17 protein-coding genes are annotated in these 15,026 nt (G+C 51.3%); 15 read left to right on the top strand and 2 right to left on the bottom strand.

Annotated elements, in window-relative coordinates; all coding sequences use genetic code 11:
• Positions 1-143: 143 nt before the first annotated feature.
• The 4 genes from sufB (at position 144) to yunB (ending at position 4,570) form a co-directional block, all read left to right on the top strand.
• Complete coding sequence (sufB, locus tag Q6A92_RS02675) at positions 144-1,547, top strand: Fe-S cluster assembly protein SufB (RefSeq protein ID WP_274397757.1); 1,404 nt, start codon at positions 144-146, stop codon at positions 1,545-1,547.
• Positions 1,548-1,850: 303 nt separating this feature from the next.
• The gene (locus Q6A92_RS02670) at positions 1,851-3,227 is read left to right on the top strand and encodes a bifunctional metallophosphatase/5'-nucleotidase (RefSeq protein WP_274397756.1); all 1,377 of its coding nucleotides are present in this window, start codon (positions 1,851-1,853) and stop codon (positions 3,225-3,227) included.
• A gap of 69 nt (positions 3,228-3,296) precedes the next feature.
• Positions 3,297-3,599, top strand: coding sequence for a YunC family protein (locus Q6A92_RS02665; protein WP_274397755.1), 303 nt, complete (start codon positions 3,297-3,299; stop codon positions 3,597-3,599).
• Positions 3,600-3,742: 143 nt separating this feature from the next.
• Positions 3,743-4,570 (top strand): sporulation protein YunB, encoded by an 828-nt coding sequence (gene yunB, locus Q6A92_RS02660; protein ID WP_332236954.1) that lies wholly within the window; start codon positions 3,743-3,745, stop codon positions 4,568-4,570.
• A 31-nt stretch (positions 4,571-4,601) separates the two neighbouring features.
• Here yunB and Q6A92_RS02655 read toward each other — a convergent pair whose 3' ends face one another.
• Positions 4,602-5,594, bottom strand: coding sequence for a M23 family metallopeptidase (locus tag Q6A92_RS02655; RefSeq protein ID WP_274397753.1), 993 nt, complete (start codon positions 5,592-5,594; stop codon positions 4,602-4,604).
• Between the two features lie 221 nt (positions 5,595-5,815).
• Between Q6A92_RS02655 and Q6A92_RS02650 the strand changes: the two genes are divergently transcribed.
• From Q6A92_RS02650 to Q6A92_RS02620, 7 genes are all read left to right on the top strand, one after another.
• On the top strand, positions 5,816-6,112 hold the full coding sequence (locus tag Q6A92_RS02650) for a YutD family protein (protein ID WP_274397752.1): 297 nt from the start codon (positions 5,816-5,818) through the stop codon (positions 6,110-6,112).
• Positions 6,113-6,436: 324 nt separating this feature from the next.
• Complete coding sequence (gene hepT / locus Q6A92_RS02645; protein WP_274397751.1) at positions 6,437-6,883, top strand: type VII toxin-antitoxin system HepT family RNase toxin; 447 nt, start codon at positions 6,437-6,439, stop codon at positions 6,881-6,883.
• Positions 6,884-6,912: 29 nt separating this feature from the next.
• On the top strand, positions 6,913-7,683 hold the full coding sequence (locus Q6A92_RS02640; protein ID WP_332236953.1) for a TIGR01457 family HAD-type hydrolase: 771 nt from the start codon (positions 6,913-6,915) through the stop codon (positions 7,681-7,683).
• 337 nt (positions 7,684-8,020) lie between these two features.
• On the top strand, positions 8,021-8,833 hold the full coding sequence (gene ku / locus Q6A92_RS02635) for a non-homologous end joining protein Ku (RefSeq protein ID WP_274397749.1): 813 nt from the start codon (positions 8,021-8,023) through the stop codon (positions 8,831-8,833).
• 3 nt (positions 8,834-8,836) lie between these two features.
• Positions 8,837-9,802, top strand: a complete 966-nt coding sequence (locus Q6A92_RS02630; protein ID WP_332236952.1) for an ATP-dependent DNA ligase — start codon at positions 8,837-8,839, stop codon at positions 9,800-9,802.
• Positions 9,786-10,706: a non-homologous end-joining DNA ligase gene (gene ligD / locus Q6A92_RS02625; protein WP_332236951.1), complete on the top strand. Its 921-nt coding sequence runs from the start codon at positions 9,786-9,788 to the stop codon at positions 10,704-10,706. Before Q6A92_RS02630 ends, ligD begins: the two co-directional genes overlap by 17 nt.
• A 53-nt stretch (positions 10,707-10,759) precedes the next feature.
• On the top strand, positions 10,760-11,728 hold the full coding sequence (locus tag Q6A92_RS02620; RefSeq protein ID WP_332236950.1) for a spore coat protein YutH: 969 nt from the start codon (positions 10,760-10,762) through the stop codon (positions 11,726-11,728).
• 248 nt (positions 11,729-11,976) lie between these two features.
• On the opposite strand, the gene Q6A92_RS02615 is transcribed toward Q6A92_RS02620, so the two are convergent.
• Positions 11,977-12,198 carry a NifU family protein gene (locus tag Q6A92_RS02615; RefSeq protein WP_274397746.1) on the bottom strand — a complete coding sequence of 74 codons (222 nt, stop codon included), beginning with the start codon at positions 12,196-12,198 and terminating at the stop codon, positions 11,977-11,979.
• 210 nt (positions 12,199-12,408) lie between these two features.
• On the opposite strand from Q6A92_RS02615, the gene Q6A92_RS02610 reads away from it, so the two are divergent.
• The 4 genes from Q6A92_RS02610 to Q6A92_RS02595 are packed head-to-tail and all read left to right on the top strand — an operon-like array spanning position 12,409 to position 14,347.
• Positions 12,409-12,747 carry a DUF1462 family protein gene (locus Q6A92_RS02610; protein WP_274397745.1) on the top strand — a complete coding sequence of 113 codons (339 nt, stop codon included), beginning with the start codon at positions 12,409-12,411 and terminating at the stop codon, positions 12,745-12,747.
• 22 nt (positions 12,748-12,769) lie between these two features.
• Positions 12,770-13,000: a hypothetical protein gene (locus tag Q6A92_RS02605; RefSeq protein WP_274397744.1), complete on the top strand. Its 231-nt coding sequence runs from the start codon at positions 12,770-12,772 to the stop codon at positions 12,998-13,000.
• A 20-nt stretch (positions 13,001-13,020) separates the two neighbouring features.
• Positions 13,021-13,923: a diaminopimelate epimerase gene (gene dapF / locus Q6A92_RS02600; RefSeq protein ID WP_274397743.1), complete on the top strand. Its 903-nt coding sequence runs from the start codon at positions 13,021-13,023 to the stop codon at positions 13,921-13,923.
• Between the two features lie 58 nt (positions 13,924-13,981).
• Positions 13,982-14,347, top strand: coding sequence for a HesB/IscA family protein (locus Q6A92_RS02595; RefSeq protein ID WP_274397742.1), 366 nt, complete (start codon positions 13,982-13,984; stop codon positions 14,345-14,347).
• The last annotated feature ends 679 nt before the right edge of the window (positions 14,348-15,026 follow it).

Genomic DNA, 15,026 nt, shown 5'->3' with positions numbered 1-15,026 from the left:
GAATCATGATAAGATGAACTTATATCCGGTAAAAGATATGATTTTAACGTTTGTCAATACGGTTTTTAGAAAAATCCTGTGTCAGGAGTGCCCTTCGGCACGGTCCTGTCATTTTCAAACCTTATACAAGGAGGGATCCTGTCATGGCCACACAGCAGCAAGTGCCTGAAATTGATGAATATAAATACGGGTTCAGGGAAAAAGACGTTTCAGTGTTCCGTACCAAACGGGGACTGACTGAAGAGATCGTCAAGGAAATTTCCAGGAAGAAGCATGAACCGCAGTGGATGCTCGACTATCGGCTGAAAGGGCTGCATCATTTTTACAAACGGCCGATGCCGCAGTGGGGTGCGGATCTCAGCGGTCTGAATTTTGACGATCTGACTTATTATGTCAAACCTGTACAGAACCAGGGACGATCATGGGATGAGGTTCCAAAAGAGATCAAGGATACGTTCGACAAGCTCGGGATTCCGGAAGCCGAACGAAAATATCTGGCCGGAGTATCGGCGCAATATGAATCTGAAGTTGTCTACCACAGCATGAAGAAAGATCTTGAAAAAGAAGGAATTATCTTCATGGATACGGATTCGGCGCTGCAGAAGCATGAAAAATTGTTTCGGGAATACTTCGGCAAGGTCATTTCTTTTGCCGACAATAAGTTTTCCGCATTAAATGCGGCCTGCTGGTCGGGCGGATCCTTTGTCTACGTGCCCAAAGGCGTCAAATGCAAAACGCCTCTCCAGGCATATTTCCGCATTAACTCGGAAAGCATGGGACAATTTGAGCGTACGCTGATCGTTGTCGATGAGGGTGCGTCCGTTCACTATGTCGAAGGCTGCACCGCTCCCGTCTATTCCAGCAGTTCGCTGCACAGCGGGATTGTTGAAATTTATGTACGGAAAAATGCATACTGCCGCTATACGACTATTCAGAACTGGGCGAACAACGTTTATAATCTTGTGACCCAACGTGCGATCTGTGAAGCGCATGCGACGATGGAATGGGTCGACGGCAATATCGGTTCCTGCGTCACAATGAAATATCCCTCTGTTATTCTGAAGGGCGAAGGGGCGCGCGGAAATACATTATCGATCGCGATCGGCGGCAGAGGGCAGAACCAGGATACAGGTTCGAAAATGATCCATCTCGCTCCGAATACGTCGTCGACGATCATTTCCAAATCGATTGCCAAAAACGGGGGAAATGTGACATATCGCGGAAAGGTCCACTTCAGCCCGAATGCGACCAATTCCCGGTCGCACGTTGAATGCGACACGCTGATCATGGACGACAAGTCGACATCCGATACGGTCCCCTATAATGAAGTGCTGAACAAGGATATTTCCCTGGAACACGAGGCAAAAGTGTCGAAAGTGTCCGAAGAACAGCTTTTCTATTTAATGAGCCGCGGACTTACGGAACAGGAAGCAACGGAAATGATTGTGATGGGCTTTATTGAGCCGTTCACCAAGGAGCTGCCGATGGAATACGCAGTTGAGATGAACCGGCTGATCAAGTACAACATGGAGGGTTCGATCGGCTGATCGATTGTCCTGCTTTAAGACAGATCAAGTCCCGTCAATCTTTCAGGAGGATTGATGGGGCTTTTTTCTGTCTGTTCAACCGGGAAAATATAATAGTACATGCAGGCCTAACAGATTGAAGGAAGTTCGGAAGAAGCGCTACAATAGAAAATGGGTCTGCGATTTTCCTGCTCCGCCCGGGGCGGAGACCTGCGGGTAATCCATTAATATTCTTACGGCTGAAGCCGACTGTCTGTTTTTTACAGAGAAGGAATACATTTGATCAGGGAGCAGCTTAATGGTGAATGATCGGGAGGTTTTGGATTGATATCGCTCCATTTTTTTCATACAAACGACTTGCACAGCCACTTTGGCCACTGGGGAAGTCTTGTCAGTTATCTGGATATTGAACGGCATCGGCTGAGGAAGGAGGGCGAGCCTTATCTGACACTGGATCTCGGGGATCACATGGACCGTGTAAATCCGATGACAGAGGGACTTCTCGGCAGAGGAAATGTCCGGCTGCTCAACGATGCGCATTACGATGCTGTGACGATCGGCAATAATGAGGGCATTACATTTACAAAAGATACATTGAATACGGTCTATGACGACCGGACTTTCGACATTGTGCTGGCCAACCTGTTCGAAGAAACAGGTGAGCGCCCGAACTGGTGCAGGCCGTACACGATCAAAAATATGGCGGGCGTGAAAGTGGGCCTGATCGGGCTGACGGCGGCTTTTTCCAAATTTTATCGGCAGCTCGGCTGGGACATCCGCGATCCCTTTTCCATCCTCAAACCGCTTCTTGAAAAAGTGCGCACGGAGGCCGATGTGGTCGTTCTGCTGTCGCATGTCGGCCTTCCTTTTGATGAACGGATTGCCGAAGAACTGGACGGAATTGACGTGATTATCGGTGCGCACACACATCATACGCTTGAACAGGGCCTGACGGTCGGCTCGACGCTGATCGCCCAGGCAGGCAAATTCGGCCGCTACGTGGGGCACATTGTGCTGGAATATGATGAAAAAATGCACCGGGTGACGCACATAGGAGCCGATCTGGTGACCTTAAGAGAGAAACCGGATCAAACGGCCGAAGCTGAAGTGAAGAGACTGACAGCGGAAGGCATGGCCCATATGCAGCAGGAAGTGACGCGGCTGGATCATGCACTGCCGATCAGCTGGTTTGAGGATACGGAACTGAGCCGGATTATGGCCGATGCCTTGCAAAAGTGGTGCCGCGCAGATATCGGACTTGTCAATGCCGGCGTCATTCTTGACGGACTCAAAGCCGGACCGGTCACAAGATTCGACGTTCATCATATCTGCCCTCATCCGATTAACCCGTGTAAAGTGCAGGTTACGGGCAGCGAGATTGTCCAGATGATACGAATCGGACTGAAAAAGAGATTCCAGACATATGAACTTAAAGGGTTCGGGTTTCGCGGCAAGGTGCTCGGCAAGCTTGTTTTCAGCAATCTGACGTACAGGACAAAGCCGGACGGCGATCTGCAGGAACCCTTTGATGTACGGATCGGCGGCCTTCCGATTCAGCCGGATGACCGGTACCGTGTCGGCACCATCGATGTTTTCACCTTCGGCACGCTCCTTCCCCCGATTGTCCGGGCCGATCAATCCTTTTTCCTTCCTGAGACGCTCCGCGACCTGCTGGCCTGGAGGCTGCATCAGCTGGGCTGAAAAGCCGGATAGTTGTCACTTTCCGCCCTTTTTTCCATAGAATGAAAAAGGAGAGGGGGCGGTAGATAAATGATTGAACTGGAACCGGTGATGATTGACGGCCTGCCTTTTCAGGGAATTACGGTCAAATTGCCGAAAACGACGCTGCTTGCGGTTGCCGGTCAGTCGGGTTACATTATGTGCGGCGCGCTCGATGTGCGGCTGCTTAATGATCAGCTCGCCGACCGGGGAATCATTGCCGGAAAAGCTGTCGGTGTACGGACGCTTGCAGAACTGCTGAACGCGCCGCTCGCCGAAGTGACGGCGGAAGCCGAAAATCGCGGCGTCAAAGCGGGAATGCCCGGGCGCGAGGCGCTGCTGAAAATGGGATGAGCAGCGCAAAGGCCTGGACATTCCGAAAACTGCATGAAAGGGTCCGCTTTTGAGTGTGTGAAAAGATCGCTTCTTCAGTCTGCATAAAAAAGACTTTTATCCCCCTTCCGCTCGGCATATAGATGAGGAGAAGGGGGTTTGTCATGTTTAAGCCCAGCAGACGGTACAGAAGAAGGACGATGCCGCTCAGACGAGTTTTTTTCCTCTCCCTGTTTATTTTTATTATGTGTACGTGGGCAGGAATCTGGATTGTGAACGATCAAATGAAACCGGCAGTGATGAACATTGCCGTTTCCCAGGCCGAACAACTGGGCAATTACGCGGTGAACTACGGTGTCGGAGAGAACGTGCTGGCCAATATCCGCAAAAATAACGATCCGAATCCGCTCCCGAATATGGATACGGATAAGTTAATTGTCACGCACCGGAATGCTCAGAACGAGATCAGCGACTATGAGCTCAATTCCGCAGAAGCGAGCCGGATCAAGGGCGCCATCTCCGACCGGATTTTATGGTTTCTCAGAATGGCCGAAAAAGGAAAAATTACCATGACCAACGGGCCGGCTCAGGATCTTCGGTACGTCCAGGACGGCGAAGGTACGGGCCTGATCGCCAATATTCCGCTCGGCCAGGTCTTAAACAACGCTCTGATCAGCAATTACGGACCGCGCATACCCGTTGAGATGGACATCGTCAGCAATGTGACGGCCGATCTTCAGTGGGATTACCGAAATGTCGGTATAAATAATATTATTTTCGTTATTTATCTGAATGTCAGTGTCAAAGTCAATGTCATTGTCCCGTTTGCGCTACAGGCGGCAACCATCAATCAGCACATTCCGATCGGCTCGAAAGTGCTCCCTCAGGGCGTCCCCTATTATTACAGTTCGGGAGGAAGCGGGTCGTCGCCGTCTTTATCGGTCAATCCGGTACCGGGTTCGGCGACGAAGGATCAGGCGACGAAAAATTGATCCGGCAAACGGGCCGCCGAAATCAGTGCATTCAATGTTTGCCTGCTCTGGCCTGCCTTTCCCATACGCGGAGGACCGGGTAAGGATCGAAGGAAAATTCCGTGCGTCCGTTATCGCGGTAGATGCCGTAGTGAAGGTGGGGAGGAAATTTGCCCTGCGTTCCCGGCGGGCCGTAGCCGGAACTGCCGACATAGCCGATCTCCTGTCCCGGCTTTGTAATCGTTCCCTTGTGAATATGCGGCGCGTAGCTGCTCAGGTGGGCAAAATAATGATAATTTCCCCGGATATCCCGGATGCCGAGGCGCCAGCCGCCGTACTTGTTCCAGCCGGTCATTTCGACAATCCCGTAAGCCGTCGCCCGGACGGGCGTTCCGTAATCGGCAAACAGATCCGTGCCTTCATGATGACGCAATCCGCCCCAGCCGCGCCGTTCGCCCCAAGTCGATTTATAATCGTAATTGGACCGGAGCGGAAGCGGGAAGGCATGGCCGTACAAATCCGTGGAATTGAAGGCCTCAAACAGGCGGGCGTAATCCTCGATCAGGTCCACGGCTTTGCCCCTCCGGTAAATATTCCAGATGGCGATTCTGTAATTCTGTTCACCCGGTCCGAATTCGGCTATCCGCTCCGCAAAAGCAAACAGGCGGTCTTCCGGATCGTGCAGGCGGGCCCGGCCGTCGCCGTTCCCATCTTTTCCCGCGCCGCCGAACAGAGCAATCGTCTTCGGATCCTCATCGTTTTCGTCCGGATTGAGCAGGCCGACCCATGTTTTTTGACCGAAGTTCAGACCGACCAGCGGGCTGTCCGCCTTGCCGGATCGTGCAGACGGCACTGTATTGCGTGCGTACTGATCGCATCCGGCAATCACGCTCCAGGGGACTCCGGTCAGCGCAGATGTTTTAAGATAGAGGGATTTCCGTTCTGCTGAAACGGCCTTCTCACCGAGTGTTTTTGCCGATGCAAAGTCCGACGACAGAATAAAAAGCAGAACGACACAGCTTGCAATCCGTGAAAAATAAATCATGGTCGATGACTGTCCTTTCTTAATTAAATATGAGTAAAGCGGTTTTCCGGACGGCTGGGAGCTGTCATCTCCGGAATTTGCCGGATCTGTTATAATAAATCTGTGCAGATTGTTTTTTAGATCTCTGCCTGCGTTTGCCCTGAATGCGTCCGGACAGGGTACGTCCGAAAAAGATCGGAAAGGATCCGCACAGCTTCGTCGAGAGTAAGGAGGGTTATCCGTTGAGCAATGTGACTGTCGCCGTCGATCACCACCGTTACGAAGTCATTGAAAATGTACGCAATGGCTGGAATGAGGAGGCGTTCTGCAAGCGATACAGCGACATATTGAATAAATTCGACTATATCGTCGGAGACTGGGGCTACCAGCAGCTTCGGCTCAGAGGATTCTATGAAGATCAGAATCAAAAGTCGACATTTGACACGAAAATCAGTACGCTCGTCGATTATCTGGTTGAGTACTGCAGTTTCGGCTGCGCTTATTTTGTACTTAAAAAAAAGACAAACAGCCGGAACTGACTGGATGACTGCCGGGGCTGTTCCCCGTTATGCCGGCCGCGGCTATCCGAACGACCGTCGGCGCTGCCGGCTTTTCCGATACCGTAAGCGCCCTCGGGGGATTCTTCGGGTACGGATGGATTTCGTTTTCGTCCCGGACTGTGAACATCTGAACGCAGCGATTCTTGTGGACGGTCCATCACCCCCTTTCCCGGTATTCTGTGCAGAAAACGGTTAATTGATGAGCGGGTCCGAAAAGATCTGTAAAGTCCTGACATGCGGCGCTGTCCATAAGCTTTCGGTCTGGCCCGGGTAATTTTACTATGGATTAAAGAGGGGAATGTCATGTATTTTGTAGATCGGCGAAAAATCGGCGGAACATTGAACTATATGAACTCGCTTTTGGATCTTTTCGAGAGCGAAAATTGGGATTCTCCGGTCGGCCGCCTCGCACTGGAGCGGCTGGCGCAGATTTTGATCGAATCGATGATCGATGTCGGAAATCAAATGATTGACGGTTTTATCATGCGCGATCCGGGCGGATATGAAGATGTTATCGATATTCTGGAAGACGAATCGGTGCTGCCTGCGGACGACGCGTCAGCTGTCAAGGCGGTCGTGCATCTGCGCAAAATGCTTGTCCAGGAATACACGGCGGTCGATCATGAGCAAGTGCGCGGTGTGATAAAAGATCATCTGACTCCTCTGAAACAGTTTTCAACCCATATCACGGAATATCTGGAAAACGAGCTTGGGCCGGTGTCGGCTTTTTCGCCCGATACCGGACAGTAAAAGAGAATAGACAGGCTGGGGGTTTATTGATGGGTAGAAAGTCATACGATGGGTTTTTGCTTGATCTTGACGGTACGGTTTACCGTGGAAAAGAGAAAATTCCCGAAGCGGTGGAATTTGTCAAGGAACTTAAAAAAAGAGAGCATCCTTATTTATTTGTAACCAATAATTCGACGCGGACAAAAGAAACGGTAGCGGGGCAGCTTAACAGTTTCGGTATTCTGTGCACACCTGACAATGTACTGACGACGAGCATGGCAACGGCTCGCTACATAAAGAATGAGAAAGAGGACGCGACTGTTTATTATATCGGCGAGCGCGGACTGAAACAGGCGATGGAAGCAGAGGGCCTGCAATATGAGGAAAATGATCCCGATTACGTTGCATTCGGCATGGACCGGCAGATCACCTATGAAAAATATGCGAAGGCCTGCCTGGCCGTGCGCAAGGGAGCCAAATTTGTTTCAACGAATCCCGATGCCGCTCTGCCGACAGAATACGGCCTGTTTCCGGGCAATGGTTCCCTGACATCGGTGATCAGTGTCTCGACCGGCGTTCAGCCGGTTTTTATCGGCAAACCGGAACCGATCATTATCGATCAGGCACTTAAAAAACTGGGAACGGCGAAGGAGCGGACCCTGATCATCGGCGATAACTACGATACCGACATCATGGCAGGAATCCGCGCTGACATGGATACGCTGATTGTACTGACCGGAGTGACGTCGCAGCAGAACCTGCAAACGCGGACCGTTCAGCCGACGTATGCACTTCGATCATTGAGCGAGTGGGTATTTTGAAGCTTCGCCGGTTTTCATTGCGCGGTCTGATGGTTCCTGTTCCTCCGTACCGTTGCCGGAAAAATGCTGCACGGCCCTGACCGGAGGAGATGAGCGCCGCGAAACGCGCAATATTCCGCCGGACTTGAGATACGGAATCATGCCCGCTTGGGTGAACAGATTGTTCTATTCGCATAAAAATTATAGAAAAATTTTGACGTTAAAAATTCCTTCTCGAGCAGAAGGCTTTTTTTATGCGGTCAGGCATCGGCACCGAGGGCTGCCTCCGCTGCAGACGGAACCGCGTTTTCCTGATACATTTTTTTATTTTGCGCAACCTAAGCGACGAGGTGATTTTATGCGCACAATGTGGAGAGGCAGCATTCAGTTCGGACTGGTCTACATCCCGATCAAACTCTACACGGCGACAGAAGACAAAGATATCAAACTGCGTATGCTCCATAAAGACTGTATGGCTCCAATCAATTATACACGGACTTGTTCGAAATGCGGCAAAAAAGTCGGATATGAAGAGATTGTCAAAGGGTATGAATATTCTCCCGAGCAGTTTGTAGCCGTCAGTGAGGAAGAACTGAACGATCTGCAGGGAGACATCGATAAAAGCATCGAGATCGTCAATTTTGTCAATCTCAGCGAAATCGATCCGATATTTTATGAAAAATCTTATTATATCGGTCCGGACGGCGGGAACGGCCTTAAAGCTTATTCGCTGCTCCGCCAGGCGATCGGCGACTCGGCCAAAATCGGGATTGCCAATATCATCATCCGGGCGAAGCAGCATCTCGCCGCGATCCGCAGCCACGGAAAAGGAATGATTCTTGAAACTTTATACTATCCCGATGAGGTCCGGAGTATGGACGAAGTTCCGGGAATGGCGAATGTTGCCGGAGAAAATGTGCAGAAAGAACTCGACATAGCCTCGCAGCTGATTAATCAGCTTGCAGCCGAATTCCAGCCGGAGAACTACAAGGATGAATACCGACTGAAACTGGAAAACCTGATCCAGAGTAAAATCGCCGGGATCGAGCCCCGCAAGAAGGCAGGGGCTCCCCAGCCGAAAAACGTCGTTGATCTGCTCTCAGCCCTGGAGGCAAGCGTCAAAGAAACCCGCCCGAAAAAGAGAACGGCAAGACGGAAAAAGACGGTCTGACAGATGCGCAAACTGAATCCTGTCATTCCTTTTGAACCTGTTCCTGCCAAAACGATCCCGGACCGAGCGGAGTGGATCCATCAGATCAAGTGGGACGGCGTCCGGGTGCTCTGCTATTTCGGCGGAAGGGAAATCCGTCTTTTTAACAGAAAAAAGAACGAGCGGACAGCAGTTTTTCCGGAGCTTCAGGCCGTTACCAAGTGCACGGCTGCCGAATCGTTCATATTGGACGGCGAAGTCATCGCTCTGGATCAAAACGGCAGGCCCTCCTTTCACGATGTCATGAGGCGGGACGGAATCAGGCAGCCGGATCGGATCAAAGCGGCCATGAAAAATATTCCGATCTATTACATGATCTTTGATCTCATTTATTGCAACGGCCAGTGGCTGAACGATCGGCCGCTTCAGGAAAGGCTTGATCGGCTCGCCGCCATTGTTACGCCGTCCGAAAGGATTCAGCTGACACCGGTTCATCGCGACGGGCCGGCATTATTTCATACGGTGAAGAAAATGGGCCTGGAAGGAATCGTTTCCAAAGATAGCGGGAGCCGGTATATGATCGGCGGACAAAACGCGGACTGGAGAAAAATCAAAAATTACAAAGACCTGATCGCCGTGATCGGAGGTGTTGCTTACCACTCGGATATCGTTCGTTCCGTACTGCTGGGGCTCTATGATGAACAAGGCCGGCTGATTTATATCGGCCGTTGCGGAACGGGAAATCTGACGATGGCGGAGTGGCAGGCCTTCACGCAATTTATCGTTCCGCTGATCACGGACACCATGCCTTTTGCCGGCCGGCCGCCGGGCTCAAAGGGCGTCCGCTGGCTGGAACCGCGGATCACGGTAAGAGTGAAATATATCAACTGGGCCGGCCATGCTCTGAGACAGCCGAGCATCCAGGCCTTTGTCGGCCGGGATCCGGAAAAATGCAGGATAAAGGATGATCATCATGAAAATTTTAGATAAGCCTTTACAGGATGCCGAAATCACGCATCCGGATAAAATTGTCTGGAAACAGCCCCCAATTGACAAAGCACTGTTCATTTCTTATCTGGCCGAGGTTTCCCGCTTCATGCTTCCTTTTTTAGAAAACAGGGCTCTGACAGCGATCCGTTTTCCGCACGGCGTCCCCGGGGAATCGTTCTTTCAGAAGAACTGTCCGGACTATGCGCCCGAGTTCATTCAGACGGCGGCCGTCGGCGATCATCGTTATATTATATGCAACGATCTTGCAACACTGATCTGGCTCGGCAACCAAATGACCGTCGAATATCACGTCCCATTTCAAACCATTGGTTCAGACCGGCCGCTGGAAATCGTTTTTGATCTGGATCCGGCCGACCGCTCGGATTTTCCGCTGGCAGTCAAAGCCGCGCTGCAGATAAAGAAGATTCTCGACCGTCTGGAAATTACAGGTTATCCGAAACTTTCCGGGAGCAGGGGCCTTCAGATTCATATTCCAACGGCCGGAAGCGGGCTGACTTATCCGGACTCGCGAATCTTTACTTCATTCATTGCCCGCCTTCTCGTCGAAAATTTTCCGGCTGATTTTACGACTGAAAGGCTGAAGAAGAAGCGCGGAAACCGGCTTTATATCGATTACGTCCAGCATGCTCCGGGGAAAACGATCATTTGCCCCTATTCTCCGCGCGGAAAAGAGGGCGCGACGGTTGCCGTACCGCTTTGCTGGGAGGAAGTGAATGAAAGCCTCAGAATGGAACACTATACTATACCTTCTGTGCTCGGGCGGATTGCAAGGGGACCCTGTCCGATGCAGGACTTTTTTAGGCAGGAAAACCGATCCCTATCGACCGTTGTCGCTTCTCTTAAAAAACAGGTTCCCGTATTATCTTCTGCCGGCCGGCATTGAATCGGCGCCCGCCGCATAAATTGTAAGGAAATCGTGCGGGGAGGTGCTTGCATTTGGCGGGGGCAGACTGGCCGGCTGTTGCCGGCAGGAAGTACCGGCTGCAGAAGGAAGATACGGCTCATGCCCGCTTTTTTTTTCAGCCGCTGCACCATTTTTATCATCGCAATCTGGAAGTGCTGGCCGATATAGCGGACAATCTGGCGCTCGGGACGATTCCGGTCTGCAGAATGTTCAGAAACCGGGAAAACCAGTACGTCACGGAAGTGGACGGCGTTCCCTCAGTTCTGATGTCGCTGCCCGATGAAAACAGACATCCGTCTTTGCCCCTCGGGGCTGCGCTCGCGGACTTTCATCGCCGCACCGCTCTGCAGGATACCCAGCGTTTTCCGGAATCGCCGGTCGCCGGCCGGACATCGGAGTGGGTCGGCCGGATCGATGCACTGGCGAAAAAATATACCGAGATTCAGACGAAGAAGCAGACCGATTTTTTTGAACAGCGCCTTCTGGCAAATTTTCCTTACTTCTCGGGGTGCGCGGAAAATGCGATCCAGCTCGGCGTTGATACCTTCATCGATCATTCATACGGGGAAACGGCGGTGATCGGACATTTTCGCTTTTCAGGCTCCGAATCGCTGTATCCGGAAAATCCGGCATTCTGGGTTGCCGACGACCGCTCGCGTGATCTGGCCGAATGGCTCCGTATGCTGGCGTGGACGAGGAGCGGGCCGGACCAGGAAGCGGCGGCCGAGAGTTTCCTGAACGATTATGAAGCCCGTTTCCCGCTGACGGATCCGCTGGCCGCCCATCTGTTCAGCAGACTGCTCTTCCCGCTTTCTTTCCTGGAATGCTGTGAACGGTATTTTTCCGGATCGGATCGGGAGGACCGGCAGCTGCTGGAGGAAACGATCCGGGCCAACGAGGAAAAGGCCGGGAACATCGAATCGATGCTTGCCTTTTTAACCAAACGATATGCGAATCGTTTTGAAGCGCCGGAATGGCTGGCTTCCGGCGGAACACGGTAAGTTCGATTCTGAGCGGACGGCGTTTTCATCAGCGGCGGGCGGGGGAAAAAATCGAACCATCTGCAATTCAACACCGATTTCACCATACAAAGCAGTCTATCGCCGCCCGCATTCCCCAAAATTAGCCGGAAGAGCGGCGGCGTCTTTGCGTGGTGTTCCGGCCAGAGGCAGGAGCCGGGGGAATATTCAGTGAGCAACAAAAAACCGCTTGCCGTCAAGGCAAAGCGGTGCGTCATTTTCTCAGTTGATTAAAAAACCTGTTCGAGTTCCCGCACTCCGGGGACGTTTTCAACCAGGGCACGTTCAATTCCGGCTTTCAACGTCAGCGTCGAACTTGGGCAATTGCCGCATGCCCCCATCAGCCGGACACGGACGATGCCGTCTTCCACTTCAAGCAATTCGACATCCCCGCCGTCACGCAGCAAAAAAGGACGAAGCTTCTCGAGAACCTCTTCGACTTGGTCGTACAAACGAAACACTCCTTCCTATTGCTCTATAGAGTCATTATATCTGTTTTATTAAAAAAAATCTATGATGAATGTCCGAAGCGTTCCTTACCGCGGAACGTAATTTTTATCTGCCTTCCCAATGAGAAAGCGTCGTTGTCTCCCGATCGATGACAGGAAGACGGACCCGTGTTATAGTATGAATAAAGCTTTGAACGACGGGGTGAAAATAAATTGGAGCTGACTGTTTATGGAACGGAGGCTCTCTGTGCGAGCTGCATTCAGGCCCCGTCCTCCAGGTCAACGGCCGAGTGGCTCGAAGCGGCGGTGACCCGCAAGTATGGAAATCCGGTGACCGTCCGTTATGTCGATCTGGAGCATCCGATAACTGAAAGTGACCGACTGTACTGTGAAAAGATTGTGGCGGATGAATATTTTTACCCGCTTGTAGTTTCGGATCATGTGGTGCTTGGCGACGGCTTTATATCGCTTAAACCGATTTTCCGTTTTCTTGATAATCACGGATTCAAGGACATAAACGAAAGCCGCAGGTACGACAGCCGGGGAGAATAAAATTGAGAAGGAAGGGAGCCTGATGCTTGATTTTCACCATAGCTGGCCGTACGAACGCGTCATGAGCGATATTTATTTTGAGGAATGCCCGTTCTGCCATCGGTCGCCGGTGATGATTCCGATCAGGAAAAAGGCGATCGAAGAGGCATTCGAGGGAATTAAAACACATATTATTATGCCGTGCTGTCATGAAAAAATTGTGATTGAAAGTATGGACGGCGATTATATCTGGACGACTCAGGCGCTCAGATAAAAGGAAGCGGAGAGTGAACGATGCGGGATAGAACTTTTGCTTTTACAAAAATGCACGGACTTGGCAATTGCTATATATATCTGGACGGGATCAGCCGCGAACTCGACATCCCTTCGCCTGCCGACCTTTCTATCCGGGTCTCGGATCCATATAAGGGGATCGGATCGGACGGCCTGATCCTGATTCTTCCCTCGAATCAGGCCGATGTCCGGATGAGAATATTCAATAAGGACGGATCGGAAGCGAAAAACTGCGGAAACGGGCTGCGATGCGTTGCGAAGTACGCTTATGAGCACGGTTTGGTGAATCGAAAACACTTTACGATCGAGACGCTGTCCGGAAATAAAGAGGCAGAAGTACACCTCCGCTTCGGACATGCGGACGAAGTAACGATCGACATGGGGGAGCCGATACTTGAGCGCGGCAGAATACCGCTGCAGGGCGGCGACCCCGGCAGCAAAGTCATCCGCGAACCTTTGACTGTCGATGGTGTGGATTACCGTTTTACCGCGGTGTCGATGGGCAATCCTCATGCCCTTTTCTTTGTGGAAGATGTTGATCGGGCCCCGATCCGTCGGCTTGGCTCGCTGCTTGCCGATACGTATCCCCTTTTTCCCGCAGGTGTCAATGTCGGCTTTGTTCATCCGCGCTCCGACCACGAGGCGGATTATCGGGTTTGGGAACGCGGTTCGGGTATCACTCAGGCCTGCGGAACGGGCGCCTGCGCTTCAGTCGTTGCCTCGGTCCTCGAATCGAGAATGGCCGGCGACCGGCCGGTGACGGTTCATCTTGCCGGCGGAGACCTGACGATTGAATGGCAGTCCCGCTCCAATCATGTATTCATGACCGGAGATGCCGAAACAATCTGCGAAGGCACTTTGTTTGTTCATGATGCGAATAAGGAACGATCATCGACTGTTTGATTGTGATCATAATCACGGCACGATATAATATACTTAAAATGCAAAGGAGTTGAAAAAGATGAAAATCACTCTGACAGAGGCAGCAAATCATCATGTGAAAGAAATGATGAATGAAGAACCCGGAGAAAACCTGTTTCTCCGCGTCGGCGTCGGCGGAGGCGGTTGCTCCGGCCTGTCGTACGGCATGGGTTTTGACGATAAGATGATCGATGGCGATCTGGCGTTTGAAAATGACGGATTAAAAGTCGTTGTCGACAGGAACAGCGCTCCGCTGCTTGACGGTGTGACCATTGACTTCAGACAGAATCTGTCAGGCGGCGGATTCACGATTGACAATCCGAACGCCATCTCAACATGCGGCTGCGGACACTCGTTTAAAACAGCCGACGATCAGGGCGAACCCGTTAAAGACTGCGGCTGCTGATGATTGCTTTATAGAAGGATCGACGATTGAGTGCTGTCAATAACGATAAGAAAATGACACTTTACAATCATGATTGAAGAATAAAATCAATCACGAAACTAAGGTGAACAATTGTTGTTTAAGCATCTTCTAGCAGCAGACTAGGAGGTGTTTTTTTATTGTTGAAAAAAATCCGTCATCAACGAGTGCATTAGAAATTTTGCTCGGAAAAGTGCGAATCAGCAGTTTCTCGTTAAAATAAGCAATCATTTCAAAAAAGGCTGTTGATTCAGGCAGCTATCCCATGGCTGGATACATAGATTTGATATACGACTCTATATTAAAAAAATAGACGACCACGCAGTAAACGGACCTACACAATCGTCCGATCAAATTCAGAAAACCGAAACGCCGATAAGTTATGCTGAACCTAATCAGACGCACCAAAATGCCGAAATGTCGCACCGAATCAGGCCAAACGCGCACCGAATCGTTGGGAAGTCGCACCAAATCAGAGTGGTCGCACCGAATGCGGTCAGAGCCGCACCGAAACGCCGAAATGTCGCACCGAATCAGGCCAAACGCGCACCGAATCGTCGGGAAGTCGCACCAAATCAGAGCGGTTGCACCGAATGCAGCCAGAGCCGCACCAAAATGCCGAAATGTCGCACCGAATCGGGCCAAAGACGCACCGAATCGT

It is taken from the genome of Sporolactobacillus sp. KGMB 08714 (assembly GCF_036598985.1).
GTDB lineage: Bacteria > Bacillota > Bacilli > Bacillales > Sporolactobacillaceae > Sporolactobacillus.
The sequence above is the reverse complement of the archived record's forward strand: the minus strand, read 5'-3'. Positions and strand labels throughout refer to the sequence as shown.